General features: G+C 32.6%; 13 protein-coding genes and 5 tRNA genes. 4 read left to right on the forward strand and 14 right to left on the reverse strand.

Annotation, left to right across the window (positions count from 1 at the left end):
* Positions 1–114: 114 nt before the first annotated feature.
* Entirely contained in the window at positions 115–963 is an 849-nt protein-coding gene (locus tag ACJAX4_RS02810) for a hypothetical protein (protein WP_435787939.1), read from the reverse strand.
* A 442-nt stretch (positions 964–1,405) separates the two neighbouring features.
* Between ACJAX4_RS02810 and pflB the strand changes: the two genes are divergently transcribed.
* Together pflB and pflA are read left to right on the forward strand one after the other, a co-directional pair.
* Complete coding sequence (gene pflB / locus ACJAX4_RS02815) at positions 1,406–3,634, forward strand: formate C-acetyltransferase (RefSeq protein WP_435787940.1); 2,229 nt, start codon at positions 1,406–1,408, stop codon at positions 3,632–3,634.
* Positions 3,635–3,682: 48 nt separating this feature from the next.
* A complete protein-coding gene (pflA, locus tag ACJAX4_RS02820; protein ID WP_435787941.1) occupies positions 3,683–4,432 on the forward strand; it encodes a pyruvate formate-lyase-activating protein in 750 nt (249 codons plus the stop codon).
* Positions 4,433–4,696: 264 nt separating this feature from the next.
* Here pflA and pyrE read toward each other — a convergent pair whose 3' ends face one another.
* From pyrE to pyrB, 7 genes are all read right to left on the reverse strand, one after another.
* Positions 4,697–5,260: an orotate phosphoribosyltransferase gene (pyrE, locus tag ACJAX4_RS02825; protein WP_435787949.1), complete on the reverse strand. Its 564-nt coding sequence runs from the start codon at positions 5,258–5,260 to the stop codon at positions 4,697–4,699.
* An 11-nt stretch (positions 5,261–5,271) separates the two neighbouring features.
* A complete protein-coding gene (locus ACJAX4_RS02830) occupies positions 5,272–6,168 on the reverse strand; it encodes a dihydroorotate dehydrogenase (RefSeq protein ID WP_435787950.1) in 897 nt (298 codons plus the stop codon).
* Positions 6,161–6,838 carry a dihydroorotate dehydrogenase electron transfer subunit gene (locus tag ACJAX4_RS02835; protein WP_435787951.1) on the reverse strand — a complete coding sequence of 226 codons (678 nt, stop codon included), beginning with the start codon at positions 6,836–6,838 and terminating at the stop codon, positions 6,161–6,163. Before ACJAX4_RS02835 ends, ACJAX4_RS02830 begins: the two co-directional genes overlap by 8 nt.
* A 92-nt stretch (positions 6,839–6,930) precedes the next feature.
* Positions 6,931–7,809, reverse strand: a complete 879-nt coding sequence (gene pyrF, locus ACJAX4_RS02840; protein ID WP_435787942.1) for an orotidine-5'-phosphate decarboxylase — start codon at positions 7,807–7,809, stop codon at positions 6,931–6,933.
* Positions 7,810–7,846: 37 nt separating this feature from the next.
* Positions 7,847–9,049 carry a dihydroorotase gene (locus ACJAX4_RS02845; protein WP_435787943.1) on the reverse strand — a complete coding sequence of 401 codons (1,203 nt, stop codon included), beginning with the start codon at positions 9,047–9,049 and terminating at the stop codon, positions 7,847–7,849.
* Between the two features lie 30 nt (positions 9,050–9,079).
* The gene (locus ACJAX4_RS02850) at positions 9,080–9,511 is read right to left on the reverse strand and encodes an aspartate carbamoyltransferase regulatory subunit (protein ID WP_435787944.1); all 432 of its coding nucleotides are present in this window, start codon (positions 9,509–9,511) and stop codon (positions 9,080–9,082) included.
* Positions 9,511–10,437: an aspartate carbamoyltransferase gene (pyrB, locus tag ACJAX4_RS02855; protein ID WP_435787945.1), complete on the reverse strand. Its 927-nt coding sequence runs from the start codon at positions 10,435–10,437 to the stop codon at positions 9,511–9,513. Before pyrB ends, ACJAX4_RS02850 begins: the two co-directional genes overlap by 1 nt.
* A 532-nt stretch (positions 10,438–10,969) precedes the next feature.
* On the opposite strand from pyrB, the gene ACJAX4_RS02860 reads away from it, so the two are divergent.
* Positions 10,970–11,599 carry a YARHG domain-containing protein gene (locus ACJAX4_RS02860; RefSeq protein WP_435787946.1) on the forward strand — a complete coding sequence of 210 codons (630 nt, stop codon included), beginning with the start codon at positions 10,970–10,972 and terminating at the stop codon, positions 11,597–11,599.
* Between the two features lie 69 nt (positions 11,600–11,668).
* Here the strand turns inward: ACJAX4_RS02860 and ACJAX4_RS02865 are convergent, their stop codons facing one another.
* On the reverse strand, positions 11,669–12,718 hold the full coding sequence (locus ACJAX4_RS02865; RefSeq protein ID WP_435787947.1) for an AbrB family transcriptional regulator: 1,050 nt from the start codon (positions 12,716–12,718) through the stop codon (positions 11,669–11,671).
* Positions 12,719–12,891: 173 nt separating this feature from the next.
* Between ACJAX4_RS02865 and ACJAX4_RS02870 the strand changes: the two genes are divergently transcribed.
* Positions 12,892–13,839: a LysR family transcriptional regulator gene (locus ACJAX4_RS02870; RefSeq protein ID WP_435787948.1), complete on the forward strand. Its 948-nt coding sequence runs from the start codon at positions 12,892–12,894 to the stop codon at positions 13,837–13,839.
* Between the two features lie 113 nt (positions 13,840–13,952).
* On the opposite strand, the gene ACJAX4_RS02875 is transcribed toward ACJAX4_RS02870, so the two are convergent.
* The 5 genes from ACJAX4_RS02875 to ACJAX4_RS02895 all read right to left on the reverse strand — a co-directional run bounded on the left by ACJAX4_RS02875 (position 13,953) and on the right by ACJAX4_RS02895 (position 14,470).
* Positions 13,953–14,029: transfer RNA gene (locus ACJAX4_RS02875), tRNA-Arg, on the reverse strand.
* Positions 14,030–14,083: 54 nt separating this feature from the next.
* Positions 14,084–14,157 (reverse strand) — tRNA-Gly (locus tag ACJAX4_RS02880).
* A gap of 5 nt (positions 14,158–14,162) precedes the next feature.
* Positions 14,163–14,237: transfer RNA gene (locus ACJAX4_RS02885), tRNA-Gly, on the reverse strand.
* Positions 14,238–14,294: 57 nt separating this feature from the next.
* A tRNA-Leu gene (locus tag ACJAX4_RS02890) sits at positions 14,295–14,379 on the reverse strand.
* 15 nt (positions 14,380–14,394) lie between these two features.
* A tRNA-Lys gene (locus tag ACJAX4_RS02895) sits at positions 14,395–14,470 on the reverse strand.
* Positions 14,471–14,542: the final 72 nt, after the last annotated feature.

A 14,542-nucleotide genomic window follows, 5' to 3' on the forward strand; every position in this document is an offset into this window, starting at 1 on the left:
TTACAAATATTATAGTTCCTACTTGCTTATATGGTCCAATAGTACTGATTATAACTAATTTCTTTGAAATTTACAACACAATCCAGAATATAATTCAAGTTCTTTTTAACTTGTCTATTTTATTACTTTACCTGTAGACGTAATATACACAAGTTTACCATCTATTATTGTTTCTAAACCTATGGAAGTTATATCTTTGAAAGTAATATTTTTACCCTTTGCAGGTTTCACTTGGGTATGAATATTGTTTTTTAAATTTACTTTCCAAATATATTGTGCAGCCTCTTCATTCATCCAAGGTAATTCACTAACGTAAACAATATTATCTTCATCAATAAATTTGGGCATGATTGACCAAATATAATTTGGCTTCTCTTTTATTTTATCTTGTTTATAAAATTTTTCACCTCTACTAGAGGTATGTATTTTTTTTGTAATATCTTTACTGATTTTATTTGCATCAAAGTATAGTATATCCTGATTTATCTTACTTTGTATAACTATTGATTTTTTATTTGGGCTTATATCATAAGATATATCTTTAGGATTTGATACACCTTCTATGTTTTTTTCTTCCCCTAATAACTTATACTCAACATTAATTTCTTGGCCATCGGACAATGTAACAGGAAATGTTTCATTCTCTATAACAACGTCTACCTGTGAATCTTTAGATTCTTCAGCCTCAGGTTGTGGTTTAGGTTTAGGTTTAACAACCACTTCTTCTTTTTTTACGTAAGGTGGCTCACTTTTTTCAATATCCGTATCCTGTTTTGATTTATTTAAGAAGATATTATTTAAATTTTTCTTCATACTTATTCCTTTATCTAACATTGAATCAAAATCTGTAATTAAAAATAATGTTAAGCCAATTATAGGTACAATAATTAATAAAAATATTTTTTTTCTTCGTTTTCTTATTTGTTTTTCATAATCCTTACTAAATATGCTAGGCCTCTTCACATAATCCACCTCCACTAAAATACATACAATATCATTATACCTTATTATATATGTAATTAATAATGTTTTTCTCATTATACCCGCGATTTAAATGTGTTTCATTTTTAAATTTTTCTGTTATACGATTTAGTTATTTTTTTAACACTATATAATCGTTATATATCAATGCCTATATGTTTAACACAATATTTTCAATATTAAAACTTTTATAAATCACTTGAACTGTTTCACTATTAATATTATAATATATATATTAACAGATTGTATTTTAAATAATGACAATATCCTTTAAATACTTTATGAATCTGTTATAAATTTTGTGTTTAAGTATTAACAAAACTTAAAAAGTAATGTATAATATAATTATCAAATAATTGTTATTAACTGATAATAATTATTATATTTAAATAATCCAGCAAGCACTACATAAGGAGGAATACAAATGTTTAAACAATGGAATGGTTTTAAAGGCGACGAATGGAAAAACGCAATTAATGTAAGTGATTTCATACAAAAAAATTATACACTATATGAAGGTGATGATAGTTTTTTAGTAGGAAAAACTGCTAAGACTAACAGTGTTTGGGATAAAGCTAATTCACTTATTATAGAGGAAATTAAAAAAGGTATTATAGATGTAGAAACAAATGAAATTGCAGGAATAGATAATTTTGCTCCTGGGTATATAGATAAAGAAAATGAAGTAATCTTCGGTCTTCAAACAGACGCTCCATTAAAAAGAATAGTAAACCCATTTGGTGGCTTTAGAATGGTAGAGCAATCATTAGAAGCTTATGGTTACAAGTTAAACAAAGATATAGAAGAATATTTTCCGAAGTACAGAAAAACTCACAACGAAGGAGTTTTTGATGCATACACTCCCGCTACAAAAGTCGCAAGAACTGTTGGTCTCCTAACCGGACTTCCAGATGCATATGGTAGAGGACGCGTAATTGGAGACTATAGACGAATAGCTCTTTATGGTATAGATTTTTTAATCCTACAAAAGAAGAAGGATTTAAATGAATTTACAGGACATGCCTCTGATGATTTGATACGACATAGAGAAGAAATAAGTATGCAAATAAGAGCTCTTGGTGAAATAAAAAGTATGGCTTCGAAATATGGTATTGATATATCAGAACCATCTACTACAGCTTGCGAAGCTACTCAAGCAGTTTATATTGGATACCTTGCAGGAATAAAAGAAAATAACGGCGCTGCAATGTCTCTTGGACGTACTACTAATTTCTTAGACATTTATTTTGAAAGAGATTTAGCAGAAGGTTTATTAACTGAAGATGGAGCACAAGAAATAATTGATCAATTCGTAATTAAACTCAGAATGGCAAGACATCTTAGAACTCCTGAATACAATGAACTATTTGGTGGGGATCCAAATTGGGTAACAGAATCAATAGGTGGTGTAGCTATTAACGGAAAAGCAATGGTAACAAAAAATTCCTTTAGGTTCCTTCACACATTAACAAATTTAGGATCAGCACCAGAGCCAAACATGACTGTACTTTGGTCAGAAAAATTACCTAAACCCTTCAAAAATTACTGTGCTAAAATGTCCATTGAAACAGATGCATTACAATATGAAAATGATGATATAATGAGGCCAATTTATGGAGAAGATTATGGAATAGCATGCTGCGTATCAGCTATGGAAATAGGCAAGAGGATGCAATTCTTTGGTGCTAGGGCAAACCTAGCTAAATCATTACTACTATCACTAAACGGTGGAATTGACGAATTAAAAGGTAAGCTTGTAGTCCCTGGAATTCCAGTAAATACTGATGAGATTCTTGATTACAAATCAGTTAGAGAAATGTACTCAAAAGTACTCGAGTACGTTGCAGAAATGTATGTAAATACAATGAACACTATACACTATATGCATGATAAATATGCTTATGAAGCAGGACAACTTGCTTTTCATGATACTGATCTCAAATACTTCATGGCATTTGGAATAGCAGGACTTTCCGTTGCAGCAGACTCCTTAAGCGCTATAAAATTTGCTAAGGTAAAACCAATAAGAAATGAAAATGGCATAACTATTGACTTTGAAATAGAAGGAGATTTCCCTAAATACGGAAACGATGACGACAGAGCTGATGATTTAGCTGTTAATCTTATTAAAGAATTCAGCGATGAGCTTAAGAAACATCCAGCTTACAAAGGAGCAGAACATACCTTATCAGCACTGACTATTACATCTAACGTTGTTTATGGTAAGAAGACAGGATCAACTCCCGATGGAAGAAAACAAGGTATAGCACTTGCTCCTGGAGCAAACCCAACACAAGGTAATGATGAAAATGGAGCTTTAGCATCGCTAAATTCAGTTGCTAAGATACCTTATAGAAATTATTGCCAAGATGGAGTTTCAAATACTTTTTCAATAGTACCAGCTGCACTTGGAATAGATGAATCTACAAGAATAAACAATCTAGTTTTCCTTTTGGATGGCTATTTTGCACAAAGCGCACATCATTTAAATGTAAATGTATTAAATAGAGAAGTTTTAATTGATGCTATGGAGAACCCAGATAAATATCCAACATTAACAATAAGAATATCAGGTTATGCCGTTCACTTCAACCGATTACCAAAAGAACAACAGCTTGAAGTTATTAGTAGAACTTTCCATACTACATTCTAATTTAGAGGGCATTAATTCATTTTATACTAAAACTGAGGAGGAACGTATATGATAAAAGGTAATATTCATTCTATAGAGACTATGGGACTAGTTGATGGTCCTGGAATAAGAGTAGTGGTTTTCTTTCAGGGCTGCAAATTAAGATGTGCTTATTGCCATAACCCAGATACTTGGAATCTAAGTGGTGGTATAGAAATGACGCCTGCACAAATCCTACAAAAGATAATTAGATTTAAACCCTACTTTGACCGTTCTTCCGGTGGAGTTACTTTCTCCGGTGGTGACCCATTAATGCAGCCAGAATTTTTACTTGAGTGCTTGAAGTTATGTAAACTAAACGGAATTCATACTTGCTTAGATACATCTGGCTTTGGAAGTGGTAACTATGATGAGATATTAAAATATACTGATTTAGTACTTCTAGATATAAAGCATACCACAAGTCGTGGTTATGTTAACTTAACTGGTAAAGATACCTCTGGTATTAAATCATTTTTAGTCGCTTTAAGAAAATCAAAATCTAGGGTTTGGGTAAGACACGTTGTTGTGCCTGGAATTACAGATTCCGTGGAACACATAACTAAAATGTCCCAAATTATAAATGAAGAAGTTCCAAATGTGGACAAAGTAGAACTTCTTCCATATCATGTTCTAGGAGCACATAAATACGAATCTTTAGGTATACCTTATAAATTAAAAGATGTAGAACCTATGGATAAAGATAAAACTAAAGAGCTTCAAATGTTAATAAATAATTTACTGAAGACTAATAAAAAATCGAAATCACAAATAGCATAGTTGCAGAAAAGGGGATGTCTCTATAAATGATTTTTAATCATTTTGAGACATCCCCTCTTTAATTTATTTTTAAAGACTGCTAAAAAAGGTATGTATTGCGTAGAATGCATTGGAACAAGCTTTAGTAATTCTTAATTTATTTTATTTTTGGTTGCGTATATAAAAATGCATGTTTGAGTGTAACGAGTTTGCATTTTTTAGCAACTAAAAATAAATTTTAGAATTTCTTAGCACCGTGACAGCATTTGAGCAATATATACCTTTTTATATATTTCTACTACCAGGTTTTATATAAGCTGTTCCCGCTTTACAAAGTGGGCAATTCGTCGTGTCATAGCTCTCAATTTCAAGCTTTATAGAGCTGTATATAGGATAATCAATCTTGCTACTTCCTCTATCCACAATACAACATATCCCAATTACTTCTGCACCAAGTTCCTCTAAAACCTTTATTGTTTCTAGTGAAGATTTACCTGTAGTTACTACATCCTCCGTAATTAAAACCTTCTGACCCGTTTTGATTTCAAATCCACGCCTAAGCTCGAAGGTGCCGTTTACTCTTTCTGTAAATATAGCAGGTTTTCCAGTTTGTCTGCCTACTTCATAAGCTACTATTATACCGCCCATAGCCGGGCCTACAACTATATCAAACTCTATATCTTTAATCTTTTGAGTTACTACACTTAACACCTTTTCAGCTTTGTCTGGATACTGTAGTAACTTTGCACATTGGCAATATCGGTTACTATGCCTTCCTGAGGATAGCAGAAAATGTCCCTCTAGTAGTGCTCCTGATTCTTTTAATATCTCTAAAACATTAATATTAATATTACCGCCTCCTAAATAATCCCTCTAATCTCACTTAAATCACTAATACCTTCGCGCAACATATACTGTTCAATTCCATCTATTATATCATTACAAATATCCGGTTTTATAAAATTAGCCGTTCCAACTTGAATCGCCTCCGCTCCCACCATTATAAATTCTATAGCATCTTCGTATGAGCAAATACCTCCCATACCAACAACTGGTATATTAACAGCATTGCATACTTCATGAACCATTCGAAGAGCCATCGGTTTTATAGCGGGGCCTGATAAACCTGCATATATATTATTAAATATTGCACTTCTTTTATGTATATCCACCGCCATCCCTTTAAAAGTATTTACAAGGGACAATGCATCTGCTCCAGCTTCACAACATTTATAAGCCATGTCTACTATATCATGTGCATTGGGCGAAAGCTTAACCATAAGCGGTTTTTTGCATATGCACTTTACCTGTTGTACTACATCATAGGCAACCTTTGAATTGATTCCAAAAGCCATTCCTCCACATTTTACATTAGGGCAAGATATGTTTAGTTCTATTATATCTACAGCCTCATTATTTAATTTTTCTATAGCTGCAATATAATCTTCTATGTTTCCGCCTCCAACATTTGCAATTATAGCTGTGTTATATTCCTGCATCAATGGAAGTTCAGTATTTATAAATTTTTCAACACCTGGATTTTGAAGTCCTACACTGTTTAGCATTCCACCACGCGTTTCGTAAACACGTATGCCGTCATTTCCCTCTTTTTTATTAATTGTAAGTCCTTTAGAGGATATACCTCCAAGTCTTGATATATCAAAATACTGCCCATATTCCGATCCAAAGCCAAAGGTTCCGGATGCAGCTATAACAGGATTTTTTAGATTAACACCACATAGTTCCACACTAGTCAACAAAAATCAAATCCTTTCCTAAAAATACTGGGCCATCCTTACAAGTTCTTTTATTACCATCTGTTGTTTTACAAGTGCATACAAGACAAGCACCTATTCCACATGCCATATGACTTTCCATAGACACATATATTGGAACGTTTAAATCATTGCATTTACTTACGACTTTTTTCATCATAATTTCTGGTCCACAGCATATAACTGTTTTATATTTTTGTGGATCAATTAAATCTGTTACGTATCCTTTGTGACCAATTTTACCACTTTCTGTGGATAAGTACATTTTGTTTACATTTTTTTCCACAGTATCCACAGAATAATCCACAGTTTTAAACCCTGCATACAAATCTATTTCACAATCTGTAAGTTTTTTTATGAGGTAAATAAGTGGTGCTATACCAATTCCTCCTGATACTACAGCAATTTTCCCCTTTATTTTTTCTACGTCAAATCCATTTCCAAGAGGTCCCATTATCTGTATTTCGTCATTTTCTAATAATTTACTAAGAAGTTTTGTACCTTGACCTACTATTTGATATAAAAAGCTTATTTTGTCGGCCGCTACATCATATACACTTACCGGCCTTGGTAATAGTGGTTCTTTACCCTCTACCTTTAACATAAAAAATTGACCTGGCTTTACATTAAATTTACCCTTTATAGAAAGCATATACACGCCTTCGCTTATTTCAACATTTTCATATATTTTCTCTACTGAACATATCAACTAAACCCCTCCAGTACTTCATGTATAATGACGAATTATTTCACATTTATAGTGCTTGCTGCTGCTCTTATTTCATCTCTCATCTTTATTGCCTCTTCCCTAGCACATTCTTCAAAATGAGTTTGCCCCTGCTCCTTTTTCGTGTAAGCTAGCAAAATACTTCTTGAGGCATTTACCACTCCACCATTTCCATTATTTAAATATATGGCCACATCCTTTGCTGCACCACCCTGGGCTCCATAACCAGGTATCAAGAAAAACATATTTTCTAAATCTTTCCTCATCTTTAATCCTTCATCAATATGTGTGCATCCAATAACCCCACCTATTGAGCTGTATCCACATTGTCCTCTATACTCGGTTCCAATTTTTAATATTTTTTCACCTACTATATCATAAACTCTTTTATTTTCTTTATTCTCTATATATTCAATATCCTCTGCTCCTTTATTAGATGTTCTTACTAGTGAAAATAATCCTTTTTCTTTGTTTTTTACATAAGGAAGATATGGCTCTATGCTGTCCATTCCCATATAAGGATTCACAGTTATAAAATCGCTTTCAAAATCTCCTTCAAAATGAGCTTTAGCATACATCTGCGCAGTTTTCGCAATGTCTCCTCTTTTAATATCTGCTATTACTATTCCACCCTTACTTTTTATATAATTTAAAGTATCTTTGTACACTTTTAAACCTTTAAGACCAAGAGCTTCATAATATGCTATTTGTACCTTATAACAAGCTGATACATCAAACGTAGCATCAATTATATCTTGATTAAATCTGTATAGCGCATTGTCCTCATATACAAACTTATTTTTAAAATCCAGCGGTAAATATTCTAGCGCTGTGTCAAGTCCAACGCAGACATTACCCTTCTTTTCTACACTTTCAAATAATCTATCAATAATCAAAGGTTACTCCTCCTCTACTTTTATACATGGAAACTAGTTATTCGCTTTTAAATTCAGGCGCTTTATAAATTATGTTCCCTGCCTTAATAGTGCACATTACTGCACCCGTAACAGTTTTTCCCTCAAATGGAGAATTAGTTCCTTTAGATAAAAACTTTGAAACATCAATATTATATTTACTTTTTATATCTAATAGCACTATGTCTGCGTCAAATCCTATTTTAATCTCACCTTTATTTAATCCCATAATTTTAGATGGATTCTTAGACATAAGTTCAGAAAGCTTTTTTAGAGTAATATGCCCTTCCCCTACTAGTTTAGTAAAACATATAGGAAATGATGTTTCAAGGCCAGATATACCAGGTGCCCCTTTTATTTTATCGGATGTACTATGTGGTGCATGATCTGTAGCTATAACATCCACAAAGCCGCACTTTATAGAGTTAATTAAGAACATTACATCCTCAGTTTCTCTTATTGATGGATTTACTCTGTATCGAGTTTCCGAAGTATCTGTTAAGTGATGAGGCGTAACTTCGCAGGTTATCTTTGCTCCCTCTTCTTTGGCTTCTATAATGTATTTCATAGCCTCTTTTGTACTAACATGAGCTAAGTGAAGTTTACACCCTGTAAATTTTGAAAGAGTTATATCTCTCCAAGTCATCATGTTTTCAGCAAGCCTAGTATCAAATTCTACTAATTCTTCATTTTCAGCATGAGATATTATTGTTAAATTCATCTTCTTTGCTTTTTCCATTGCCAAGAGCATTATTTTGCTATTAGAAACGCCCTTACCATCATCGGATATGAATTTAACTTTAGATGTTAATTTATCTAGATGTTCTATAGATTCTCCTTTTAAATCCTCGGTAATAGATGCACACTGATGAATGTCCACAAGGTTTATTTCCGCGGCCTTTTTTAGCACTTTATCTATTGTCTCCATCGCGCTGCATACCGGGTTTGTATTTGCCATAAGGTTTACCGCAGTATATCCACCACGTGCCGCCGACTTACTTCCTGATAATAAATCTTCTTTATACGTATATCCCGGTTCTCTAAAATGACTGTGAATGTCCACGAAAGAAGGGGCTAAAACATACCCTTCTCCGTCTATTACCTCACAGTCCTTATCTAGCCTTTTTCCTATTTCATATATTATTCCATCAGTTATATAAACATCAGAAATAAAATCCTGTGATGAATCAACTATTCTTGCATTTTTAATTAATAATTCCATAGTTTTACCCTCCTCTCTCATTTCCCTACATTACTTACTAGTTTGATTATTTATTTCATCACAGTACATACATCTGTACTCACCCTTTTTTCTATCTGAAAGATAAAAACTATGCATAATTTCTTGTTCTATAGATGAGATACATCTTGGATTATTGCATTTAATAACATTGTCAATTTTATCTGGTAAATTTAATTTAACTTTACTTTCAATTTCTTCTCCAGATATTATATTTATTGTTATGTTAGGGTCTATAAAGCCTAACACTGTAAAATCTATATCAATCTCATTTTCTATTTTTATTATATCTTTCTTACCAAGTTTTGAGCTTGGTGCATTCATAATAAGTGCTACTGTAAAATCGGCCTTATCAAGACCTAAATAGTTGAATATGTTAAGGCCAACACCTGCTTTAATATGATCTATAACTATTCCTCTTTTTATACTATTTATTGTTACCATTATTTATCCACCCCCAAAAGCTTAGCAATAAGCGCCATTCTTACATACATACCATATTTTGCTTGTCTGAAATAACAGGCTCTTGGGTCGTTATCAAGCTCTACGGCTATTTCATTAACTCGAGGAAGCGGGTGAAGAATTATCACATCACTCTTAGCTTTTTTCATTTTCTCTTTATTTAATATATAAATATCTTTAAGTCTTATATAATCTTCCTCATTAAAGAATCTTTCCTTTTGAACTCTTGTCATATATAAGATATCTAAATCACCTATAACATCTTCTAATTTTTGCGTTTCCACATACTCTATATTATTTTTTTCAAGTACCTCTGTTTTAATGTAACTTGGAACTTCTAGTTCCTTTGGTGAAATTAGTACAAACTTGATGTTTTCATATCTTGACATGGCTTTTATTAATGAATGAACTGTTCTTCCAAACATTAAATCCCCACAAATTCCTATGGTCAAGTTTGAAAGTGTTCCTTTTATTTCTCTTATGGTTAAAAGATCTGTTAGAGTTTGAGTTGGATGTTGATGTCCGCCATCACCGGCATTTATTACTGGCATTTTTGACTGCATAGATGCAACCTTAGGAGCCCCTTCTTTAGGATGCCTCATCGCTGCTATATCTGCGTAGCATTCTACTGTTCTTATAGTATCTGCTACGCTTTCTCCTTTTGATGCTGAACTAGATTTTGCCTCAGAAAAACCTAATACCGAACCTCCAAGCCTTAACATTGCAGCTTCAAAGCTTAATCTTGTTCTTGTACTTGGTTCATAAAATAATGTTGCCAAAATTTTTCCATCACATTTATGAGAAAAGTTTGCAGGTTCTTTGATTATTTCATCTGCATAATCAAAAATCTCCTCTAGCTCTAGTAGTGTAAAATCCATTGGTTCAATTAAGTGTCTTCCTTTTAACATATTAAATCCTCTCCTTTTCAGCCTCTCTGGACTACATTTAAAGGTACTATAGTATTTTTAAAACTTAACTTATTACTATAACTTCTAAATAAACAAAAAACGCCATCTCTATTATGAGAAGGCGTAGCAATACCAGTTTAATCTTTGCTTCCTTCTCAGCCTCTCGGACCAAATTAAAGGTAATTCATTATTTATTCTTTCGTTTATAATACTATATATTTAAATACCTGTCAACTTAATTAACAAAGCTTAATTGTTGCGCTGTTTATTATATCCATTCTTAACTTTAGTTGTTGACTACAACCAGTAAGTGGTGCAATCAAAGTTATCGCCAATAACTTTATTAAAATCGATCTTTTCATTTCTAAATTTTCTATATATTATTGCATTATTTATAAGCTATTTAATTCATGAATTTATTGTTTTTTATAAATCTAGAATAAATCATGAATTATTTATTCTAAAAACTTTAAAACTTTTATATATTTTAGTATAATGTAAATTATAAAGTTTAAAGAGGAGATATAAATTTATGGATTGTTCTAAATGCGGTTTTGAAATAGATGATTCTGCAAATCTTTGCCCAAAATGTGGTAATGAAATTATACAAAATGATTTACTCCATCAAGATAAAATTTCAACCACTTATGAAATTGGTACTCCAGAGGTGGATACTCCAGAAACAATCGCTTCTAAAAAAAATAAGATTTTACGTTCATTCGTGATTAGCTTTTTACTTGTTCTTATATTAGTTTCTGTAGGATATGCAAGTTATCATTTTGCATTTGAAAAATATAACATTACTACTCCTAAAAAATCAGACAAATCCACCTTAAAAACCACTGATACTATGAGCAAAGAGAAAAATTCCAATAAAGTTTCAGATACAAGTAAATCAAACGAAGATGCTAATTATATATTCGCTAAAAGCGCAAGTGAAAAGCTTTTAGAATCTGATTTAGCTACATTAAACAAAGAAAACTTAGCTTTAGCCAGAAATGAAATTTATGCTAGGCATGGATATGTATTTAAATCCGAACCATTTAACAGTTATTTCGATAGTAAATCTTGGTATAAATCAAACACTAGCTTTAAAGGTCAGAATGGAGAATTCAATTCTGTTGAATCATATAATATAAATTTTATTACAAAACATGAATAATAACTAAATGCCAACAAACCCATGCTTACAATGTAATGTAAGCATGGGTTTGTTTAGTAATTTAGTAATTCATGATATAATAATTTTAATTATTATAGGGAAAATCGCAATTATAAACACATATCTTACAAGCTGAAATATAGCAACTTTTGGTCCATCTCCACCTAAATCCTTAGCAATGATAGCCATATCTGATACTCCCCCAGGTGCGCTTGCGAGAAGTGAAGTGACTAACTCTAGTCCACTTACTTTAGTTATTAAAATTCCGATACAAATGTTCACTGCGATAATACCTATTAAAAGTATAATAGCTGGAAGTAATACACTTTTAAGTGCTATTAAATCTGAATACATCATTCTTTCCCCTATAAGTATTCCAGCAAATACTTGGGTTGCACGCCTCATGTTTATTGGCATGTAGCCTTTATTAAAAAATACATTCAATGCCCCAACTGATAACATTGCGAAAGTCATTGCTCCTGCTGGTATTTTTGAAATATATCCTATAAATCCGGCTATTAAAGCAACAACTATTGTTATCATTAATTTAATTCTTTTTTCTTTCTTGCAAATATCATTTTCTGCATACTCATTAATAGAATCAATCTCATCACATTTTTTAGGTGCATCATATCTTTTAGATATGAATTTGATCATTGTTGGGAATATGAGCATTACACTGAATAATCTTACTAACTGTAATATTGCTACTTTAGAAGAATCCGCACCTAAATCTTGACTAATAAGTGTCATATCCATAAGTCCACCTGGAGCACTAGCAAAAAGACATGTTACTAGGCTTATTCCCGTCACCTTATACATTATATATCCCATTAGCAAATCTAAGGTTATCATAAGTGACAACATTAATACTGCAGATTTCATCATTTTTCTAAGATCCAAAACATCCTTTTTTTTAATTCCTGATCCAATAAACGCCCCCGCTGCAATCTGAGTAATTACTCTTGCATCCTGAGGCAGAAATGCATTCCCTGTTATTATACTATACGCTGCTACGAACAGCATAGATCCGATCATAGCGCCAGCAGGAACCCTTAATTTCAATGCTATTATCCCACCACTAAATCCAATTAATGCAGTTATAATTAATTCTATCATATTTAAAACCATCCTACGCTTTCTTATTTCCATATATTTGCCATTGTTTTACATTCTATTATATTGTATCATTTAACTTGTACCATACCAAATACTATAATATTAATAAAACATATAGCTATTAGCCTATATGCTATAAATTATAAGTTATATAAATAAGTTAGGAGTGAACTATGGAATTTCGTCAGCTTCAATATATGTTAACAGTAGCAGAAGAAAAAAGCTTCTCGAAAGCTGCTCAAAAATTATATATAGCGCAACCCTCCTTAAGTCAATATATTCAAAAATTAGAACAACAATTAGGTGTTCAGTTATTTGATAGATCTACTAATCCATTAAGACTTACATATGCAGGAGAACTATACGCTGAAACAGCTAAAAAGATTTTAAGTTTGAACTTACAACTTTCAAATCAAATGGAGGATATATCAAATTTTAAAAAAGGCCGTATCACCATAGGACTTTCCTCTTTTAGAAGTGCTTATATAATTCCAAAAGTTCTTCCACTGTTCCATAAAAAATTTCCTGGCATTGACGTAGTTTTAGTAGAAGGTAATTCAGTTAAATTAGAAGATCTAGCTGTTAAAGGAATCACAGATATTTCAATAATGACTTTGCCCATAAAAGAGAATTTTTTTTCATATGAACCAATATTTAGAGAAAATATTCTTTTAGCAATGCCACCTAATCATCCCATTTGTAAAAAGTCACTAACTAACCACCGTTCTCATCAGCATGATGCTGCTTCTGCTGACAATATACATTCTGAAATATCTCTTCATGAACTGCGTGATGAACCTTTTATTTTATTAAAACAGCATCAAAAATTGCACCAAATTGCTACTTCCCTTTGCAAACAAGCTGGATTCAGCCCTAAAATCATACTTGAAAGTGAAAGTATTGAGGCTACTCATGCTTTAGTATCCTCAGGTATGGGTATTGCTTTTATTCCTGATAGCATAACCTTATTTCCACAAACCTCTATTACTCCTATTTACTTTCTAATAAAAGATTTAGAAACAACTAGAACTTTAGCAGTTGCCTACATAAAGAAAAGGTACCTTTCTAGAGCGGCTAAAGAATTTATTACTATAATGAAAGATGTATTATCCACATTTTAAGATATTATAAATAGCCATCGATGTTATAAACTTTTATAAGGGGCAAAAGAGGGCAAAACTGTTTTCAAAGCAAAGATAAAAGCCTTACAAACATAGTGTTTGTAAGGCTTTGTTGGTGCGCCCAGGGGGAGTCGAACCCTCGACCTTCAGATTCGAAGTCTGCAACTCTATCCATCTGAGCTATGGGCGCAAAATAAAAATAATTTTTAAAAAAGTCTTTAGTATAAATACTAAAGACTTAAAATGGAGCGGGTAGAGGGAATCGAACCCTCGTAATTAGCTTGGAAGGCTAACACTCTACCATTGAGTTATACCCGCATATTTGGAGCGGGAGACGAGATTCGAACTCGCGACGTTCACCTTGGCAAGGTGACGCTCTACCACTGAGCCACCCCCGCATGTTTTTTAATGGTAACTATATGTCTTATAAATAACATTTTACTTATAGATAGTAATGGTGCAGGTGAAGGGAGTTGAACCCATACACCGTAAGGCGCTAGATCCTAAGTCTAGTGCGTCTGCCAATTCCGCCACACCTGCTTATTATTACTATTTTGGTGGCTTACCGGGGAATCGAACCCCGGACACCATGATTAAAAGTCATGTGCTCTACCAACTGAGCTAGTAAACCATATTGGCTGGGATAGCAGGATTTGAACCTACGAATGCCACAGTCAAAGTGTGGTGCCTTACCGCTTGGCGA

This window comes from Clostridium sp. (assembly GCF_051278035.1).
Lineage (GTDB): Bacteria > Bacillota > Clostridia > Clostridiales > Clostridiaceae > Clostridium_AD.

Bases quoted from the DNA above. Each gene is read 5' to 3' on its own strand.
- pflB (WP_435787940.1), top strand. From the start codon at position 1,406: ATGTTTAAACAATGGAATGGTTTTAAAGGCGACGAATGGAAAAACGCA.
- pflA (WP_435787941.1), top strand. From the start codon at position 3,683: ATGATAAAAGGTAATATTCATTCTATAGAGACTATGGGACTAGTTGAT.
- ACJAX4_RS02835 (WP_435787951.1), bottom strand. From the start codon at position 6,838: ATGCTTTCTATAAAGGGTAAATTTAATGTAAAGCCAGGTCAATTTTTT.
- ACJAX4_RS02845 (WP_435787943.1), bottom strand. From the start codon at position 9,049: ATGGAATTATTAATTAAAAATGCAAGAATAGTTGATTCATCACAGGAT.
- ACJAX4_RS02850 (WP_435787944.1), bottom strand. From the start codon at position 9,511: ATGGTAACAATAAATAGTATAAAAAGAGGAATAGTTATAGATCATATT.
- pyrB (WP_435787945.1), bottom strand. From the start codon at position 10,437: ATGTTAAAAGGAAGACACTTAATTGAACCAATGGATTTTACACTACTA.
- ACJAX4_RS02860 (WP_435787946.1), top strand. From the start codon at position 10,970: ATGGATTGTTCTAAATGCGGTTTTGAAATAGATGATTCTGCAAATCTT.
- ACJAX4_RS02865 (WP_435787947.1), bottom strand. From the start codon at position 12,718: ATGATAGAATTAATTATAACTGCATTAATTGGATTTAGTGGTGGGATA.
- ACJAX4_RS02870 (WP_435787948.1), top strand. From the start codon at position 12,892: ATGGAATTTCGTCAGCTTCAATATATGTTAACAGTAGCAGAAGAAAAA.